Source organism: Methylobacterium sp. Leaf88, assembly GCF_001422795.1.
In the GTDB taxonomy this organism is placed as follows: Bacteria; Pseudomonadota; Alphaproteobacteria; order Rhizobiales; family Beijerinckiaceae; genus Methylobacterium.
Window position 1 is genome coordinate 42,372 of sequence record NZ_LMMK01000022.1, and the last position, 14,943, is coordinate 57,314.

General features: G+C 72.5%; 16 protein-coding genes. 6 read left to right on the forward strand and 10 right to left on the reverse strand.

Annotation, left to right across the window (positions count from 1 at the left end; translation table 11 throughout):
* The first annotated feature begins 226 nt into the window (after positions 1–226).
* A complete protein-coding gene (locus ASF20_RS13665) occupies positions 227–1,150 on the forward strand; it encodes a manganese catalase family protein (protein ID WP_056222081.1) in 924 nt (307 codons plus the stop codon).
* 114 nt (positions 1,151–1,264) lie between these two features.
* Here the strand turns inward: ASF20_RS13665 and ASF20_RS13670 are convergent, their stop codons facing one another.
* The 5 genes from ASF20_RS13670 to yajC all read right to left on the reverse strand — a co-directional run bounded on the left by ASF20_RS13670 (position 1,265) and on the right by yajC (position 5,723).
* On the reverse strand, positions 1,265–2,146 hold the full coding sequence (locus ASF20_RS13670) for a phytoene/squalene synthase family protein (protein WP_056274930.1): 882 nt from the start codon (positions 2,144–2,146) through the stop codon (positions 1,265–1,267).
* A 13-nt stretch (positions 2,147–2,159) separates the two neighbouring features.
* A complete protein-coding gene (locus ASF20_RS13675) occupies positions 2,160–2,549 on the reverse strand; it encodes an MTH938/NDUFAF3 family protein (protein WP_056222075.1) in 390 nt (129 codons plus the stop codon).
* Positions 2,550–2,557: 8 nt separating this feature from the next.
* A complete protein-coding gene (gene secF, locus ASF20_RS13680) occupies positions 2,558–3,505 on the reverse strand; it encodes a protein translocase subunit SecF (RefSeq protein ID WP_056274932.1) in 948 nt (315 codons plus the stop codon).
* A 191-nt stretch (positions 3,506–3,696) separates the two neighbouring features.
* Positions 3,697–5,307, reverse strand: coding sequence for a protein translocase subunit SecD (gene secD / locus ASF20_RS13685; RefSeq protein WP_056222070.1), 1,611 nt, complete (start codon positions 5,305–5,307; stop codon positions 3,697–3,699).
* Positions 5,308–5,387: 80 nt separating this feature from the next.
* Positions 5,388–5,723: a preprotein translocase subunit YajC gene (gene yajC, locus ASF20_RS13690; RefSeq protein WP_055949106.1), complete on the reverse strand. Its 336-nt coding sequence runs from the start codon at positions 5,721–5,723 to the stop codon at positions 5,388–5,390.
* 298 nt (positions 5,724–6,021) lie between these two features.
* Between yajC and ASF20_RS13695 the strand changes: the two genes are divergently transcribed.
* Positions 6,022–6,927, forward strand: coding sequence for an ATP-binding protein (locus tag ASF20_RS13695; protein ID WP_056274934.1), 906 nt, complete (start codon positions 6,022–6,024; stop codon positions 6,925–6,927).
* Positions 6,928–7,040: 113 nt separating this feature from the next.
* Here ASF20_RS13695 and ASF20_RS13700 read toward each other — a convergent pair whose 3' ends face one another.
* Positions 7,041–7,454 (reverse strand): DUF3597 domain-containing protein, encoded by a 414-nt coding sequence (locus ASF20_RS13700; protein WP_056274936.1) that lies wholly within the window; start codon positions 7,452–7,454, stop codon positions 7,041–7,043.
* A gap of 364 nt (positions 7,455–7,818) precedes the next feature.
* Here ASF20_RS13700 and ASF20_RS13705 point away from each other — a divergent pair, with 364 nt between their 5' ends.
* Positions 7,819–8,871, forward strand: a complete 1,053-nt coding sequence (locus tag ASF20_RS13705; RefSeq protein ID WP_056222058.1) for an ABC transporter substrate-binding protein — start codon at positions 7,819–7,821, stop codon at positions 8,869–8,871.
* Positions 8,872–8,880: 9 nt separating this feature from the next.
* Here ASF20_RS13705 and ASF20_RS13710 read toward each other — a convergent pair whose 3' ends face one another.
* On the reverse strand, positions 8,881–9,270 hold the full coding sequence (locus ASF20_RS13710; RefSeq protein WP_056274938.1) for a tautomerase family protein: 390 nt from the start codon (positions 9,268–9,270) through the stop codon (positions 8,881–8,883).
* A gap of 114 nt (positions 9,271–9,384) precedes the next feature.
* Here ASF20_RS13710 and ASF20_RS13715 point away from each other — a divergent pair, with 114 nt between their 5' ends.
* Positions 9,385–10,281 carry a LysR substrate-binding domain-containing protein gene (locus ASF20_RS13715; RefSeq protein ID WP_056274939.1) on the forward strand — a complete coding sequence of 299 codons (897 nt, stop codon included), beginning with the start codon at positions 9,385–9,387 and terminating at the stop codon, positions 10,279–10,281.
* A gap of 20 nt (positions 10,282–10,301) precedes the next feature.
* Here ASF20_RS13715 and ASF20_RS13720 read toward each other — a convergent pair whose 3' ends face one another.
* A complete protein-coding gene (locus ASF20_RS13720; protein ID WP_056222051.1) occupies positions 10,302–11,873 on the reverse strand; it encodes an ATP-binding protein in 1,572 nt (523 codons plus the stop codon).
* Between the two features lie 428 nt (positions 11,874–12,301).
* On the opposite strand from ASF20_RS13720, the gene ASF20_RS13725 reads away from it, so the two are divergent.
* Both ASF20_RS13725 and ASF20_RS13730 read left to right on the forward strand, forming a co-directional pair.
* Positions 12,302–12,508, forward strand: a complete 207-nt coding sequence (locus ASF20_RS13725) for a hypothetical protein (RefSeq protein ID WP_056222048.1) — start codon at positions 12,302–12,304, stop codon at positions 12,506–12,508.
* Between the two features lie 28 nt (positions 12,509–12,536).
* Positions 12,537–12,821 (forward strand): hypothetical protein, encoded by a 285-nt coding sequence (locus ASF20_RS13730; protein WP_056222045.1) that lies wholly within the window; start codon positions 12,537–12,539, stop codon positions 12,819–12,821.
* Positions 12,822–12,878: 57 nt separating this feature from the next.
* On the opposite strand, the gene ASF20_RS13735 is transcribed toward ASF20_RS13730, so the two are convergent.
* On the reverse strand, positions 12,879–13,922 hold the full coding sequence (locus tag ASF20_RS13735; protein WP_056274941.1) for a P1 family peptidase: 1,044 nt from the start codon (positions 13,920–13,922) through the stop codon (positions 12,879–12,881).
* 86 nt (positions 13,923–14,008) lie between these two features.
* Positions 14,009–14,866 (reverse strand): EamA family transporter RarD, encoded by an 858-nt coding sequence (rarD, locus tag ASF20_RS13740; protein WP_056222036.1) that lies wholly within the window; start codon positions 14,864–14,866, stop codon positions 14,009–14,011.
* Positions 14,867–14,943 lie beyond the last annotated feature (77 nt).

Consider the following 14,943-nt stretch of genomic DNA (forward strand, 5'->3'; position numbering starts at 1 on the left):
CATGCCGGGCCTTGTTCCCGTTGCTAGCAGAGCCGTTCGGCCGGCTCAACGCGGTTAATCATGTATTCAGAGGGTGTTGCACGAAGATCCGTCCGCGCCGCCGGCGCACCCGCCCCGGTCCGCGACGCCGCGGCCGCCGCATTCCTGGCCGGGCCAGCGGAACATGCGCGTCCGGCGACCACTTCCCTGTCGAGACCCCGAACGACGGGAAGCGGAGATTTAATCCATGTTTATGCGCGTCGACAAGCTACAGGCCGAGCTTCCCGCCCCCAAGCGGAAGGATCCCAACGCCGCTGCGGCCCTGCAGGAACTGCTCGGTGGCAAGTACGGCGAGATGTCGACCCTGGGAAACTACATGTTCCAGAGCTTCAATTTTCGAAGCAAATCGAAGCTGCGCCCGTTCTATAGCCTCGTCGCCGCGATCACGGCCGAGGAACTCGGTCACGTGGAGCTCGTCAGCAACGGCGTGGCGATGCTGAACAACGGCCCCGACAACGACGGCGACGAGAAGGACGGCGGCGACATCTCGAAGGCCCCGTTCGAGGACATGAAGGACATCCGCCTCGCGGCCGCCTTCCTGTCGAACGGCGGCGGCGTCACGCCGGTCAACAGCAACGGCGCGTCCTGGAACAACGACTTCATCACCACCACGGGCAACGTCGTGGTGGACCTGCTGCACAACTTCCACCTCGAGTGCGGCGCCCGCCTGCACAAGCTGCGCGTCTACGAGACCCTGACGGACCCGACGGGCCGCGAGGTCTGCGGCTATCTGCTGGTGCGCGGCTCGGTGCACGCCCACGCCTACGCCCTGGCGCTGAAGAAGATCACCGGCGTCGAGATCGAGAAGTTCCTGCCGACCCCGAACATCAACCTCGACAAGATCCCCGAGTGCCAGAAGTACCTGCAGGAGGGCTCGCACCGCCGGCTCTACACCTTCAGCCCGGGCGACTACACCGAGATGGCCGGCATCTGGGGCAACGGCGAGGTGGCGCTTCCGGGCGACCCGCCGGGCGAGCTCAGCGTCGTCGAGGGGATGCCCGACGGCGGCAAGATCCACCAGCTCACCGGCGTGCCCTCGGCCTTCACCCCGGACTACGCGCCCCAGGAGATGTTCGAGATCGCCGAGAAGCTGACGAAGAAGGCCCGCTGAGGCGGATTTTTCGCGACGGATGACGGGGCGGCTCGTTCGGGGCCGCCTCTTTCGCTAGGGATGACGGGCGGCTCCTTCGGGGGCCGCCCTTTTTCATGGGCGACCGGCCCGCCCTCAGGCCCGGCGGGAGGCCCGCCAGAGGGTCCAGAGGCGGCGCCAGCGCGGGATCTCGACAACGGTGTTGAGGGGGTCGTAGCCCGGCCGCTCCATGGCGGCGAGGTAGGGCTCCACCAGGGCGACGGCTAAGAAGGCGGGGCGGGCCGCCGGCGCGATGGTGGCGCGGGCCGCCGCGTAGGCCTTGAGGTGGCGGCGGGCCAGCGCCCGGAGATCGGCGGTGGCCCGCAGGAGCCCGGGGCCGCCGCGCCCGGTGACGATGTCCTCGCGGGTGACCCCGTAGGTCTTGAGGATGTCGGCGGGCAGGTAGACCTGGCCGGCCCGGGCGTGCCAGGGCAGCGCCCGCAGGAGGCCGGTGACCCCGTAGGCGACGCCGGCATGGCCGGCGGCCGCCGCCCCGCCGGGCTCGACCCCGTCGCAGAGGACGAGGGCGCCGAGGCGGATCAGGGCCGAGACGGTCTCGCCGCAATAGCCCTCGAGGTCGTTCACCCGGGGCATCGGGTCCTCGTAGAGGTCGAAGACCCGGGCGTCGATCAGATCGACGAAGGGCTGGCGCCCCAGCTTGCGCCGGACGATGGCGTCGTCGAGGGCGGCGGCCACGGGGTTGGCCTTCACGTCGCCGCGGGCCTCGCCCTGGAGGGCGTCGCGCCACCATTGCAGGCGGATCTCGCCGGCCATCGGGTTGGAGGCGGCCTCGCGGACCCGCGCGACGGTGAGGCTGAAGGCGATGAGGGCGAAGAGGTGGGGACGGGCGCTCGCGGGCGCGAAGAGGGTGGCGAAGTAGCGGTCGGGATCGCCCTCCCGGACCAGGGCCTCGCAATGCTGGAAGGCGAAGGTGAGGTTGCCCTCGGCCGGGCTGGTCCGGGTGTCCGAATCCGTCATGTCCCGCAATTCATCATGCGACCGCGATCAGGGCGGCGGCGACCTTGCGGTTCTCCGCCATGAGGATGTTGTAGGTGCGCGCCGCCGCCCCCGTCTGCATCACGTCGAGGCCGATGCCGCCCTCCTTGAGCCAGCGCCGGAGCGCATCAGGAAAAGGCGCGATCTCGAGCCCGGTTCCGATGAGGAGGAGGTCCACCGCCCCGGCCTCGGCGAGGATCGGGCGCAGGCTGTTCCGGTCGATGGCGCGGGGCGCGCCCACGTCCCAGGCCCGGATGCCCGACGGCGTGACCAGGATCGAGCCGCGATGCGACATCTCGGCGAAGCGGAAGCCGCCGTTGCCGTAGGCGTCGATGAGGTGGCGCCCGGGAACGAAGCCGTCGTGCAGGCTGCCGAGGGACGCCATGCCCGCCCCTACTCCGCCGCCTGGGGCACGCGCCCGCCGACCGGGCGCCCCTGCGCCTTCACGCCCGAGAGCATCAGGCCGAGATAGATCAGCACCGGCGTCGAGACGAAGATCGCCGAGTAGGTGCAGATCACGACGCCGGCCAGCATCACGATGGCGAAGCCCTTGATCGCCTCGCCGCCGAACAGCACCAGGGCGAGCAGCGACAGGAAGGCCGAGGTCGCGGTCATCACCGTGCGCGACATCGTCGAGTTGATGGAGAGGTTGAGAAGCTCCACCGTGGGGATGGTCTTGTAGCGCCGCATCAGCTCGCGGGTCCGGTCGAACACCACCACGGTCTCGTTGAGCGAGTAGCCCACGATGGTCAGGATCGCGGCGATCGAGGTCATGTTGAACTCGATGCGGCTGATGACGAAGACGCCCAGCGTCAGCACGATGTCGTGCAGCGTGCCCACGATGGCGCCGAGCGCCAGCTCCCGCTCGAAGCGGAACCAGAGGTAGAACAGCACGGCGAGCACCGAGAGCACGACGCCGATGGTGCCGGACTGCACGAGCTCGCCGGAGACGCGGGGTCCCACGGTCTCGGTGCGGCGGAATTCGTACTCGGCGTCGAAGGCGGCGTGCGCCTTCTGCATCACGGCGGTCTGGCCCTGCTCGCCCGGCTGCAGGGGGAAGCGCACCAGGACGGTGCCCTCGCCGCCCAGCTCCTGCACCTCCGTCTCGCCGAAGCCGAAGCCGTTGGCGGTGTGGCGGACGGCCCCGACATCGGCCGTCTTCGACTTCGCCTGCAGCTCCACCAGGGTGCCGCCCTTGAAGTCGATGCCGAAGTTCAGGCCGACGGTGAGGAACAGCACCACCGTCGCCACCGACAGGAACGCCGAGAGCGGGAAGGTGATGCGCCGGAAGCGCATGAAGTCGACGTGCGACTCGTCGGGCCAGAGGCGGAGCAGGCGCATGATCGGTCTCGGGTCTTTCGGCGATGCGGTCGATCGGGCTTCTGCGTGGCCGCGCTCGTCTCCTCCGGGCTCCCCGTCATTCCGGGCTCGCTTGCGGCGCCCCGGACTGACGTGGTGGCGTGGCGACCGAGCGGATCACGCGAAAATCGGATCGACCTCCTCTTGCAAACGGTGAACGGGCGAACGGCGGATTAGAACGGCAGCGCCTTGGGCCGGGCCATGTTGTACCACAGGGCGATCATCATCCGGGTCAGGGTGACGGCGGTGATGACCGTGGTGAGGATGCCGAGGATGAAGACCACGGCGAAGCCCTTCACCGGGCCGGAGCCGAGGAAGAACAGGATCAGGGCGGCGATCGCCATGGTCGAGTTCGAATCGATGATGGTGGCGAAGGCCTTGTCGAAGCCGGCCTGGAGGGCCGACACGATGGAGCGCCCGGCCCGGACCTCCTCGCGCACGCGCTCGTAGATCAGCACGTTGGAATCCACCGCCGTGCCGATGGTGAGCACGATGCCGGCGATACCCGGCAGGGTCATGGTCGCCTCCAGCACCGACATCAGGCCGAGGATGAGGCCCACGTGCACGATGAGGGCGATGTTGGCGAAGAAGCCGAACACCCCGTAGGTGGCGAACATGAAGGCGATGACGAGGGCACCGGCCACCAGGGTGGCGTACTTGCCGGCCTGGATCGAGTCGCTGCCGAGGCCGGGGCCGACGACGCGGCGCTCGACCACAGTGAGCTTGGCCGGGAGCGCGCCGGCCCGCAGCAGGATCGAGAGCTCGTTGGCCTGGGCCACGGTGAAGTTGCCGGTGATCTGGCCGGAGCCGCCGGTGATCGGCGTGTTGATGCGGGGGGCCGAGACCACCTCGTTGTCGAGGACGATGGCCATGCGGCGGCCGACATTCTCCGAGGTCGCCTGGCCGAAGCTCTGGGCGCCCTTCAGGTTGAACTTGAAGCTGACCATCGGCTCCTGGGTCTGATGGTCGAAGGCCGGCTGGGCGTCGGTGAGGTCGGCGCCGGAGGCCATCACGCGACGCTCCACGGGGACGCGGGCCCCCTTCTCGTCCTTGGAGGGCAGCAGGTCGACGTCGCCGGAGGGCGAATCCGCCAGCATCCGGAACTCGAGCTTGGCCGTCTTGCCGAGCTGGTCCTCCAGCTTCTGCGGATCCTGGAGACCGGGGACCTGGACGAGGATGCGGTCGGCGCCCTGCTGCTGGATCGAGGGCTCCTTGGTGCCGCCGAAGTCGATGCGGCGCCGGATGACCTCGATGGCCTGGGTCACGGCCCGGCGCGTCCGGTCGGTCAGGCCCGCATCCGTGAGGGTGAGTTGGATCACGCCCTCGGGCTTCTCGGCGACGGTCAGGGTCTGGCCGCCGCCCTGGCCCACCAGGGCGTTGGAGATCGGCTGCGCGAGCTCGCGCAGCTTCGGCAGCACCTTGGCGCGGGCGGCCTCGTTGGAGATCCGGAGCTGGACGCCGCGCGGGATGATCTGGATGCCGCCCTCCGGCGTCACCCCGCCGGCCTCGCGCAGGACCCGGCGGACGTCGTCGCGCAGGGCCGTGGTCAGGGACTTGGCGAGGTCGTTCTGGTCGACCTCGAGGAGGAGCTGCGAGCCGCCCTGGAGGTCGAGGCCCAGCACGATGGCGCGCTGGGGCACGATCCAGCTGGGGAACCAGCTCGGCAGGGAGGCCATGAAGTGGCTGCGCTGCTCGGCCGAGAAGAAGCTCGGCACGGCGAGGCTGAGGCCGATCAGGATGACGGCCAGCGTCGTGACGATCTTGGTTCTCGAGAAGCGCAGCATCGGCCGGGTCCGTCCTGTGTCCGTTTCCTCAAGGGCGCCGCGGGCCGTGGGCCCGGCCTGCAGCGCCCGGGTCGCCGCCTTCAGGCGGCCTTGACCGGCGCGCCCTTGACGCGGACTTCCGAGATCATCGCGCGCACGACCTTGACGCGGACGTTGGGCGCGATCTCGACCTCGATCTCCGAGGCCTCGTCGGCGACCTTGGTGACCCGGCCGACGATGCCGCCGGTGGTCACGACGGTGTCGTCGCGGCGGACGTTCTTGACCATGTTCTGATGCTCCTTCACGCGGCGCTGCTGCGGGCGGAGGATCAGGAAGTACATGATGACGAAGATGAGGACGAACGGCACCACCTGCAAGGCGATGTCCGCTCCGCCAGCGGCCGAGGTGGCCCCTTGCGCGAAGGCGGGGGTGATCAAGCGGGTGACTCCTCAAGGATAAGGCCCGCGCCGCCAGACCCTCGGTCGAGGGGGCGTCCGGGCTTGTCAAAAAGCGCGCGGACTATAGCCAGGGCCTAAGTGAAAGCAACGCCGCCCGGGTGAGGCGAATGGGTCCGGGGCCGCGAATCGCCGGCGGCGGCGCGATTTATCGGGTTCATCGCGGCGCTCCGGCACCGTAAAGCACGGGACCCGCCACGTCCGACCCGCCACGTCCGACCCGCCACGTCCGACCCGCCCTGTCCGCCCCGTCGCGGGACCCGAGTTCGAGGAGCCGTCCATGACCGCCACGCCCCCCGCCGACCCGGCCGTCGATCCGGCAGCCCTGGCGGCGTTCCTGCCGGTGCTGGAGCGGATCGCCGCCGCCCTGGAGCGCGCCGCCCCCGCCCCGCGCGCGCCCGTCGACCTGACGGAAGCGGACGCCTTCCTGTGGGGGCCGGAGCGCCGGCTGATCCCGGTGCCACGCGTCAACCGGGTGGCGATCGGCCTCCTGACCGGCATCGACCGGGCCCGCGACACCCTGGTGGCGAACACCCGCCTGTTCGCCGACGGCCTGCCGGCCAACAACGCGCTCCTCTGGGGCGCGCGCGGCATGGGCAAGTCGTCGCTGGTCAAGGCGGCGCACGCGGAGATCAACGCGGCGCGGGCGCCCGGCGCCCTCCCCCTGAAGCTGGTGGAGATCCACCGCGAGGACATCGAGGCCCTGCCCGACCTGATGGCGACCCTGCGGGGCGACGCCCATCGCTGGATCGTCTTCTGCGACGACCTCTCCTTCGACGGGGACGACACCTCGTACAAGTCCCTGAAGACGGCGCTGGACGGCGGCATCGAAGGGCGGCCCGAGAACGTGCTGTTCTACGCCACCTCGAACCGGCGCCACCTGCTGGCCCGGGACATGGTGGAGAACGAGCGCTCCACGGCGATCAATCCCGGCGAGGCGGTGGAGGAGAAGGTCTCCCTCTCCGACCGCTTCGGCCTCTGGCTCGGCTTCCACAAGTGCAGCCAGGACGAGTATCTGGCGATGATCCGCGCCTATGTCGCGCGCCATGGTCTGCGCGCCGAGCCGGACCGGGTCCGCGCGGAGGCCCTCGAATGGGCGACCACCCGCGGCTCGCGCTCGGGCCGGACCGCGTTCCAGTTCATCCAGGATCTCGCCGGGCGCCTGGGGCAGCGGCTGGAGGGCTGAGGCGGGTCCGCGCGCCGGCGACCCGGACCACCATAGAAAAGGGGCAGGGAACGCCGTCCCCTGCCCCGACGGCGCGACCCGGATGCAGGCCGCGCCGGATCAGTCGGAAAAGATCAGTCCTTGAGATCGGCCGGCACCTTGCCGCCGTTCTCCTCGAGCTTCTTGATGACCTGCTTGTGCAGCCAGACGTTCATCGTGGCCGAGTCCTCCTTGTCGCCGGTGTAGTGCAGTTCGTCGGCGAGCTGCTTGCGGGCGGTGAGGCTCGAATCGAGGTCGAGGAGCTTCATCAGGTCGACGATCGAGGTGCGCCAGTTCAGGGTCTGCGAATTCTTGGCCGCCATGCCGTTGAGCACCTGCTCGACGTCGACGGGGCCGCCGGCCGGGGCGCCGGTGCTGGTCGGGGTCGAGGCGGGGGCGTCCGAACCGCCGGCGGAGGGCTGTGCGTTCGCCTCGGACGGCTTGGCCTGCGCGTCGCCGCCGCCGAACGGATGGAGGATCTTGCTGACGATGCTGCCGAGGAGGCTCATAACAGGTTTCCCTCAATCTCACGTCGGCGGCCGGTGCCGCGACGGGGTGACAACGGGGTGGGTCCGGACCCGTTCCCGTAACGGGACGGATCCCGAAGGCGGCGCGGGCGAATTCGACGGGCTCTCGACCTTGCCGGCCCGCCCGCAACCCTTCGCCGGCGGGAGATTCATCTTCTCCTTCGCGCATGCGGTGGAGATGAAAACGCCAAACATCCGGGGTGGGGCGCCGAGACCGGAGCGGATTCTTGCGCTGACGCCCCGTGCGTGCCACTGCGCGGCATCCTCCTGGCCGGCCCCGCGCCGCCGCACGCCGTCCCGCCGCGTGCGCGCCCGGGTTCGGCCCGCCCCCGACCGGAACCACCCGATGCGCCCGACCCGCCGTACCGTCACCTTCGCCGCGACCTTCTTCGCCGCCACCCTCGCCGCCAGCGCGGGCCTCCTCGCCGCCGGACCGGCCGCGGCGCAGACCGCCGCGCCGGTCCCGGTCCGCATCGGCGTCATCCCGGTGATCGGCGCGGCGCCGATCTTCGTGGCCAACGGCGAGGGCTGGCTGAAGGAGGCGGGCCTCGCACCCACCTTCACCACCTTCGAATCCGGCCCGAACATGATCCAGGCCCTGGCCTCCGGCACCATCGACGTCTACGTCGCCGGCGTCGCGCCGCTGGCCGTCGCCCGCACCAAGGGCATCGACGTGCGGGTGGTGGCCGCCACCGCCATCGAGGAGATGGTGTTCGTGGCCGGCCCGAAGCTCGCGCCCTACTTCGCCGACGGCGCCGACAAGGCGCAGGCCTTCGCGCAGTTCCGGGCCAAGGAGGGCAAACCCGCCCGCCTCGCCACGCAGCCGCCGGGCTCGGTGCCCAACACCACCCTGCAGCACTGGCTCTGGCAGGTGGCCAAGGCCGACAAGGCCAATGCCGAGGTGGTGGCGATGGGCATCGACGCGACCCAGCAGGCCATGCTGGCCGGGGCCGTCGACGGCGCCTCGATCCGCGAGCCGGCGCTCACCATCGTGCAGATGCGCAACCCCGCCATCAAGCTCGTCGCCACCGGGGGCGAGATGTTCCCCGACCAGCCGGGCACCGTGGTGGGCGTGTTCGGGGCCTTCGCCGACAAGAACCCCGCCGCCGTGGAAGGCCTGGTGAAGGCCGTGGTGCGCGCCACCGAGCTCCTGAAGAGCGATCCGGCCCGCGCGGCCAAGCCCGTGGAGGCGGCGCTGGGCAAGGGCATCACCGACACCGCCACCATCACCCGGGCGCTGACCTCGCCGGCGGCGAAGTTCACCGCCGACCCGCGCCAGATCATCGCGGCCACGAAGGCGATGCAGGCCTACCAGGTCTCGATCGGCACCCTCGACAAGGACGTCCCCCTGGAGGGCCTGTTCGAGCCGAAATACTACGAGGCCGCCACGAAGCGCTGAAGGCCCCCGTCAGCCCCGGTCCCGGGCGCGCTGCGCCTGGGTGAGCCCGCCATAGCCCCAGGACTCCGCCGGGACCTCGTTCACCACCACGTAGGTGGCGAGGGGCAGGGCCGCCCCGAGGGTCTCGGCGAGCAGCCGGTGCGCCGCCGCGAGGAAGGCCGCCTTCTGGGCCGGGCTGTTGCTGCCGGCCGTGACCGTGGCCTCGAGATGGGCCGCGGTTTCCACCGGTTCCGCGCCGATGCTCCAGGCCCCGGGCGCCGTGCCCTCCACCAGCACCGCCGTCAGGTCGGCGCGCTTGCCCAGGACCTCGGCCATCAGGGCGGTGACGCCCCCCTGGAGTGCTTCGCGGGCGCGCCCGCTCGGGGGCGGGCCGGAGAGGGTGACGCGGACGAACGGCATGGGGGGCTCCTGCGGATGGGGTTCGCGGGGTGTGGTGTTGACCCATCCAGGCTTAGAGGCGCAGCATCGTCGCGAAAATCGCGAAGATCCGAACGGATCGTTTGGGAAAACCGAATGGTCGCCACCAGCCTCGACCTCGATGCCCTGCGCAGCTTCGTCGCCGGAATCGACCTCGGCAGCTTCGCAAAGGCCGCCGACCGCCTCGGCCGCTCGCCGTCCACCCTCAGCCTGCAGCTGCGCAAGCTCGAGGCGCAGCTCGGCCAGCCGCTGACCCGGAAGTCCGGCCGGGGCCTCGCCCTGACCGAGGCCGGCGAGGCCCTCCTCGGCCCGGCCCGGCGCCTGCTCGCCCTCAACGACGAGACCCTGGCCCGGCTGCGCGAACCGGCGCTGGCCGGCACCGTCCGCCTCGGCCTGCCGCAGGATTTCGCCGAGACCTGGCTGCCGGGCCTCCTGGGCCCCTTCGCGCGCCAGCACCCCGGCGTGCAGGTGGAGGTGCGGGTGGAGACCAACGCCGCCCTGCTGGCGGGGCTTCAGGCCGGGCGCCTCGACCTCGTGCTGGCCTGGGAATCCGGCGCCGTGCCGTCGGAGGCCTGGCCGGGCCCGGCGCCGCTCGCGCGCCTCGACCTGCCGATGGCCTGGATCGGGCCGCGGGACGGGTTCGTGCGCGCGCCCGACGCGACCCTGCCCCTGGTCGCCTTCGCCGCGCCGTGCCTGTTCCGCCAGGCCGGCCTGCGGGCCCTCGACGGGGCCGCGATCCCGTGGCGGGTCGCCTTCGCGTCGCCGAGCCTCACGGGGCTCTGGGCCGCGGTGGCCGCCGGCCTCGGCATCGCCCTGCGGGTGCCCCACGGGCTGCCGCCGACCCTCCGCGCCCTGGAGCCGGCCGAGGCCAACCTGCCGGCGCTGCCCCGGATCGGTCTGTCGCTGCGGGCCTCGACCGGGCGCCGCTCCCCGGCGCTGGACCGCCTCGCGGAGATGCTGCGCGCGGCGATGGCCCCAGGTCTGTTCAGCTGAGAGCCTGTTCGCCCGCGGGCCTACTCGGCGGCGAACAGGCCCGGCAGGCCGGATTCCGCGGCCGGCGGCGCCGCGGCCGCGGCGCCGGACTTGGCCTCGACCGGCGCCTTCGGATCACCGGGTCCGGTCTCGCAGGCCAGGGCCGGCAGGGCGACGATGCGGTTGCCGCGGTAATCCATGCGGCACACGATGGTGCCGCGGGTCTCCACATAGGCGAGCAGGCGCCGGGCCCGGCCGGGCGAGCGGCTGCCGATCGCCCGGGCCAGGGCCTCGTCGCCGGGACAGGGCTCGCCGGCGAGGGCCGCCCGGGCCAGCAGCAGGAACAGGCCCTGGACCTCGTCCGGCAGGGTGGCGGCGACCCCTTGCGCCTCCTCCCAGCGCCCGTCCGCCTCGTCCGGGGCGACGTCGGCCCCGTCGAACCCGGCCCGGGCGACCCCGAGGCGGCGGCGGAAGGCGGCCAGGCTGATCGCCTCGCCGTCGAGGCCGCGCATCCGGCAGCGCACGAGGAAGTCCTGGTAGACCACCGCCACCGGCTGGCCGCCGGCATCCGGGTCGGCGGCGATGCCGCGCAGGACCGCGTCGAGCCCGGCGCGGATCTCGTCCTCGCTCATCGGCTCGGGCGCCTCCACCGGCTCCGGACGGTAGGCGCTGAGCTCGCGCATCAGATCGGCCGGGGTGGCGCGCGGGGTCGGCGGCGTGCGCGGCGCCGGCGCCCAGGCCAGGGTCGGTTCGTCGGGCGAGCGGGTGAGGATGAGGGCGCGCAGGTCCGCATCCGCCGGGGCGGGCAGCGGCACGAGCTTCGGCGAGCCGGAGCGCGCCGAGGTCGTCACCGGGCCGATGCGCAGCGCCAGGGGCCGCCGGCTCAGGGCCGGGCCGAGCGCCACGAACTCGCCCCGGGACAGGTCGCGAAAGCGCTCGGCCCCGCGCCGGTCGAGGCCGAGGAGGTCGGCGGCGCGGGCCATGTCGATGTCGAGGAAGGTGCGGCCCATCAGGAAGTTCGTGGCCTCGGCCGCCACGTTCTTGGCGAGCTTGGCCAGGCGCTGGGTGGCGATGATGCCGGCCAAGCCCCGCTTGCGGCCCCGGCACATCAGGTTGGTCATGGCCCCCAGCGAGGCCTTGCGGGCCTCGTCGGAGACGTCGCCGGCGGCCGCCGGCGCGAAGATCTGGGCCTCGTCGACCACGATCAGGGCGGGGTGCCAGTGGGTGCGCTCGGCCTCGAACAGCCCGCCCAGGAAGGCGGCCGCGGCGCGCATCTGCGCCTCCATGTCGAGGCTCTCCAGGGTGAGCACCACCGAGACCCGGTGCGCCCGCACCCGCGCGGCGATGGCCTGCAGGTCGGCCTCCCCGTGGGCGCCGTCCACCACCACGTGGCCGTAGGCCTCCGCCAGGGTGACGAAGTCGCCCTCGGGGTCGATCACCACCTGCTGCACCGCGCCGGCGCTCTGCTCCAGCAGGCGCCGCAGCAGGTGCGACTTGCCCGAGCCCGAATTGCCCTGGACCAGGAGACGCGTCGCCAGGAGCTCCTCGAGGTCGAGGCGCGCGGGCTCCGCCCCCGGCCCCATGCTCAGACCCATCTCGATGCCGACCGTCATGCCTGCTCCGGCTCCCGCGCGGAGGCTGGTCCTCCGCACCTCCTGGCTCTCGCACGAAGACCTTAACACGCGCGCCATCGGGCCGGTCCGTCGCGCGGGCCCGGCATCCACAGGCCAGGGGCCGCACCCGGCGCGCAGACAGAGCCGGCGGCCCCCTTTGTTCCTCTTTCGTTCGAGGCACCTTGGAAGGCAATGCGGAGGATAAGCCTCTTGTCCTAGGTTGAAGAACCTAGGCGCAATATCCTAGGTATCTTGGCCTTGACCGACGCGATCCCAGAGCCCCTGCTGGAACAAAGGAGGAACGCGGGCCGGCGCGGAGAGCGGCCGGCGTCGAGGCGCCCCGCAGGCATCACCCCGCAGGCATTAAACTGCACCCGCGGCAAAGGCCGCCCTTGCCGCGTCGCCGGCCTGATCCAGTTAATCCCCCCATGAACCCAGTCCTCGTCGTCGCCCTCGTCTGCGCCTCCACCGTCCAGGCCCCGGATTGCTCGCGGGACACGGCGCTCGACATCATCACGGGCCCCGCCCACACCCTGCAGGAATGCCTGATGCAGGGGCCCGTGCTCGCCGCCAATGCGGGGCACGGCAACGACCAGGGCACCTACGTGAAGACGCGCTGCGAGCCGCGGCGCTGACGCGGCGCTCCCGGAGACCGGACACGCCATGGACGACGTCGACCCCGACCGCGCGGTGATGATCCGCCTGCGCGCCCGCCTCGCGGTGGTGGAGCGCGCGGCCTGGTTCGGCCTGGTCCAGGCCATGCGGACGCAGCCCGCCGAGACGGAGGCCTATCTCACGGCCGAGCGGGCCAAGTGCGCGGAGGGCTTCGGCCAGCGCGGCTGGGCCGCCGACCTGACGGAGGCCGAACGCCGCCTGCTCGGGGCCGAGGTCGATGCCGGCCTCGCCGGCCTCATCGCGGATTCGAAGGCCGAACTCGGCCAGACGTGAACCGGGCCGAGCCCGAATCGCGCCGAGCCTGAACCGGCCGGCCCTGTCTCGAACCGGTCACGTCCCGAAGCGATCCCGCCAGGCCGGCGGCCCGGTCCATCCGGGCGGCACCGTCGCGCGATGCACGCCGATCGCCACGGCGCGCGCCAGGGTTCGGGCGGCCGCGTCGCCGATGCGGGCGAGGTCGGTGACGGGATCGGCCAGCGCCACCCGCCCGGTGGAGACCGCGAAGACGACGTCGCCGTCCAGCGGCGTGTGGACCGGGCGGATCGCCCGGGCGAGGCCGTCCTGGGCCATCACGGCCAGGCGGCGGGCCTGGGCCTTGGTGAGGGCGGCGTCGGTGGCCACCACCGCCAGGGTGGTGCTCGCCCCGGCCAGCGCCTTGCGCGGCGGCCAGGCGAAGGCATCGGCCGGCATCGCGGCGGGCAACCCGAGGCCCTCGAATTCGTCGCCCACCTCGTCGGCGCCGGCCCAGAAATGCGGCCCCTCCCCCAGCGTCACCCGGCCGAAGGCGTTCACCGCCACCAGCGCCCCGACCCGCACGGGCGATCCGCTCTCGGCCGGCCCCCCGGCCGCGACGCCGGCGGCCGCGAGGCCCGCGACGACCGCCGAGGCGGAGCCGAGGCCGCCCTTCAGGTTGGCGGTGGCCGCCCCCGTCCCGGCCCCGACGGAACCGAGGGCGAACGCCCGCGTGGCGGCGAGGGCCGCCGCGTAGCCGAGGTCGCGGTAGGGCGAGAACCGGCCCCAGGCCTTGTCGCCGCCGTTGAGGAGGTCGAACAGGATCGCGGCCGGCACGATCGGCACCCGCGCCGGGCCGATCGCGAAGCCGCGCCCGGTCTCGGCGAGGTGGGCGACGACGCCCGCGGCGGCGTCGAGGCCGAAGGCCGAGCCGCCGGAGAGCACCAGGGCGTCGATGCGCTCCAGGGTGCGCTCGGGATCGAGGAGGTCGGTCTCGCGGGTGCCGGGGCCGCCGCCGCGCACGTCGACGCCCGCCACCACGGGCGCGTCGAACAGGAGCGCGGTGACCCCGCTGGCGAGCCGCGGATCGCTGGCGTGGCCGACCCGGAGGCCGGCGATGTCGGTGATGCGGTTGGTCGGCACGGGTCACCTCCTCCCGGGGGGGCCAGGATCGCACGCGGCGGGGCTTCGGGCGAGGGGTTCGGGGCGAGGGGTTCCGGCGCGGGCCCTCAGCCGGCCCGCGCCTGCCGGGCGGCGCGATAGGCGTCGGCGGCGTAGATCGCCAGCGCCAGCCAGATCAGCCCGAACAGCACCATCCGGTGCGGCTCCAGCCGCTCGCCGTAGACGAGGGTGCTGAGGAGGAGGAGGCAGGAGGGCGCGAGGTACTGCATCAGCCCGAGCGTCGCCAGGGTGAGCCGCTCGGCGGCCGCCGCGAACCAGATCAGCGGCAGGGCCGTGGTGACTCCGGTGAGCAGGATCAGGCCGGCCCGCACGGGGTCGCCCTGGATCACCGGCGGCGCGAAGGCCGCGAGGTAGAGCAGCGCCACCGGCAGGAGCACCAGCGTCTCGGCGGCGAAGCCCACCATGGCGTCGACGCCCACGACCTTGCGGGCGAGCCCGTAGAGCGAGAAGCTGCCGGCCAGCGCGAGCGAGACCCAGGGCAGGCTGCCCGCCAGGGCGACGGCCAGGAGCACGGCGCCGGCGGCCAGCGCCACCGCCGCGGCCTGGACCGGGCGCAGGCGCTCGCCCAGCACCAGGGCGCCCAGGCCGACGCTCATCAGCGGGTTGATGAAGTAGCCGAGACTGGCGTCGAGCATGTGCCCGGACTGCACGGCCCGGAGGTAGAGGAGCCAGTTCACGCCGATCAGGCCGGCCGACAGGACGAGGAGCCCGTGGCGGCGCACCAGGGGGAAGGGGGTCCGGATCCGGCGGCGCAGGGCCACGAGCAGGCCGGCGACGAGCAGGCTCGACCAGACGATGCGGTGGGCCAGGATGCTGGGGGCCGGTACGGCGTCGAGCAGGCGGAAATGCACCGGGACCACGAGGCCCCAGCTGAGATAGGCGCCGAGCGCGTAGATCAGACCCAAAGGCCGCCTCCCCTTGCCGCCGGCCCTTTGCCGGCGGCCTCGCCGCGGCCCGCGGGGGGACCGGGCGCGGCTTATAG

Bases quoted from the DNA above. Each gene is read 5' to 3' on its own strand.
- ASF20_RS13665 (WP_056222081.1), top strand. From the start codon at position 227: ATGTTTATGCGCGTCGACAAGCTACAGGCCGAGCTTCCCGCCCCCAAG.
- ASF20_RS13670 (WP_056274930.1), bottom strand. From the start codon at position 2,146: ATGACGGATTCGGACACCCGGACCAGCCCGGCCGAGGGCAACCTCACC.
- ASF20_RS13675 (WP_056222075.1), bottom strand. From the start codon at position 2,549: ATGGCGTCCCTCGGCAGCCTGCACGACGGCTTCGTTCCCGGGCGCCAC.
- secF (WP_056274932.1), bottom strand. From the start codon at position 3,505: ATGCGCCTGCTCCGCCTCTGGCCCGACGAGTCGCACGTCGACTTCATG.
- secD (WP_056222070.1), bottom strand. From the start codon at position 5,307: ATGCTGCGCTTCTCGAGAACCAAGATCGTCACGACGCTGGCCGTCATC.
- ASF20_RS13695 (WP_056274934.1), top strand. From the start codon at position 6,022: ATGACCGCCACGCCCCCCGCCGACCCGGCCGTCGATCCGGCAGCCCTG.
- ASF20_RS13700 (WP_056274936.1), bottom strand. From the start codon at position 7,454: ATGAGCCTCCTCGGCAGCATCGTCAGCAAGATCCTCCATCCGTTCGGC.
- ASF20_RS13705 (WP_056222058.1), top strand. From the start codon at position 7,819: ATGCGCCCGACCCGCCGTACCGTCACCTTCGCCGCGACCTTCTTCGCC.
- ASF20_RS13710 (WP_056274938.1), bottom strand. From the start codon at position 9,270: ATGCCGTTCGTCCGCGTCACCCTCTCCGGCCCGCCCCCGAGCGGGCGC.
- ASF20_RS13715 (WP_056274939.1), top strand. From the start codon at position 9,385: ATGGTCGCCACCAGCCTCGACCTCGATGCCCTGCGCAGCTTCGTCGCC.
- ASF20_RS13720 (WP_056222051.1), bottom strand. From the start codon at position 11,873: ATGACGGTCGGCATCGAGATGGGTCTGAGCATGGGGCCGGGGGCGGAG.
- ASF20_RS13725 (WP_056222048.1), top strand. From the start codon at position 12,302: ATGAACCCAGTCCTCGTCGTCGCCCTCGTCTGCGCCTCCACCGTCCAG.
- ASF20_RS13730 (WP_056222045.1), top strand. From the start codon at position 12,537: ATGGACGACGTCGACCCCGACCGCGCGGTGATGATCCGCCTGCGCGCC.